Raw genomic sequence first — 1832 nt, forward strand, 5'->3', positions numbered from 1 at the left:
TGTCACAGAGCCCGTAGGATAAGTCCGTCCGGGGAAAGGGGAACTGCGCTCAAAATCCGATTTGTGCAACAGAGCCGGTCAATAGTGAAACTGTCCGGAAACAGGGACGAAGTCCAATCCACGGGAAATTGAAAAAAAGACATTTCTATCCTTGTTATATGAAATATAATGCGCCAAACAGTAGCGCCCGTGCGCAGGAGCCACCCGCCATGACCAAAGTGATCGATTTTCAGACCGATCCTTCGAAGTACCGTCATTGGAAAGTGGAGTATGGCGGGCCGATTGCCTGGCTTTCCATGGATGTAGATGAGAGGGGCGGGCTATTTGACGGCTATGAGCTGAGGTTGAACAGCTACGATCTGGGGGGCGACATTGAACTGTCTGACGTTGTGCAACGGATGCGGTTCGAGCGCCCAGAGGTCAAGGTCTTGGTCATGCGATCGGCCAAGGCAAGGTGTTCTGCGCGGAGCCAAATATCCGCGTTGTCGGGCGGCGCATGCGCACTTGCGGTACCGTCGTCAGAGGCGGTTTCTAACATCGGCGAAACATCTTCTGGGGGGAACGGATGACCATTCAAATTACTGATGCGGAAGTTGTAAGGCACACAGATGTCACGGATTCCAACCTGATCGGTGGCAACTTCACAGTAAATGACAATCCAAACATCTTCATTTCCATTGAAGATGACGATGCCGTTCTGTCCGAGAACAACGAATTTTTTGGTGGAATATTCACGGAACAGCAATTGAGCGGAGGAACCGGCCAGTTTGCTTCGATTGTTGACGTGAGTGGCGCCCCACATGTCGATGCCATACTTGGTCCGGTTACCAACCTTATTGTGAGTGGGGAAAAATATTTTACGATGACCCACCCCGTGTCCGGTGACACGATTCAGGTTATGCAGCTACTTATTTTTGATTCAACCGACCCCGCTTACGATCCAACCACGACAACTCCAACTAACATCAATAGCGCTTACTATGTTTTTAGCGATACAATAGAGACAGGCGTCACATACACGATCACCTCTATAGATCAGTTCCCCTCCAGTGCTGATAATCACCAATATGCTGACTTTGCATCGAGCCGTATTATCTGTTTCACGTCGGGGACGCTGATTGAAACGTCTGAGGGTGAGCGCCCGATCGAGTGCCTTACGGAAGGTGATCTCGTTCGGACGATGGATAATGGTATGCAGGCGATCCGGTGGATCGGATCGTGCGATCTCGATGCAATCGACCTGATGCGGGCTCCCAAATTGCGGCCCATCCGTATCGCGGCTGGCGCTCTGGGGTCGGGTCAACCCAATCGGGAGTTGCTGGTGTCTCCGCAGCACCGGGTTCTTGTGCGATCCAAAATCGCGCAACGGATGTTCAACACAATGGAAGTTTTGATCCCAGCCATCAAACTCACGAAACTGGAAGGGATAGATCAGCTCGAACAGTTCGATAGCATCACTTACTGGCATTTCCTGCTCGACGATCACGAAGTGATCTTCTCGAACGGTGCGCCTACCGAAAGTCTGTTCACTGGACCTGAAGCCCTGAAAGCGATCTCAAAAGAAGCACGAGAGGAAATCTTGACCATCTTCCCTGAATTGGAGCGGCTGGATCACTTGCCCAAACCTACCCGCTTCATACCACCCGGAAAAAGCCAAAAACAGCTCATCGCGCGGCATCTTAAGAATGGCAAGCCCTGCATCGGCGAGGGAAAACTTCAGCGTCCATAAATGTTCTGAATTTTGGCCACTTTTGATGGTGGACTTCGTCCCTGTTTCCGGACACTGGGGTACTTTACCCCTGTCCATGAAAGGGGCACCGAATGGGACAACA

General features: G+C 51.4%; 2 protein-coding genes. Both read left to right on the forward strand.

The annotated features are described in order from the left end of the window. Positions 1–209 precede the first annotated feature (209 nt). Positions 210–569 (forward strand): hypothetical protein, encoded by a 360-nt coding sequence (locus AC2FPW_RS20170; RefSeq protein WP_496815129.1) that lies wholly within the window; start codon positions 210–212, stop codon positions 567–569. Further along, positions 566–1729, forward strand: a complete 1164-nt coding sequence (locus AC2FPW_RS20175; protein WP_496815130.1) for a Hint domain-containing protein — start codon at positions 566–568, stop codon at positions 1727–1729. Before AC2FPW_RS20170 ends, AC2FPW_RS20175 begins: the two co-directional genes overlap by 4 nt. Positions 1730–1832 lie beyond the last annotated feature (103 nt).

Source organism: Ruegeria sp. SATB027, from assembly GCF_059613825.1.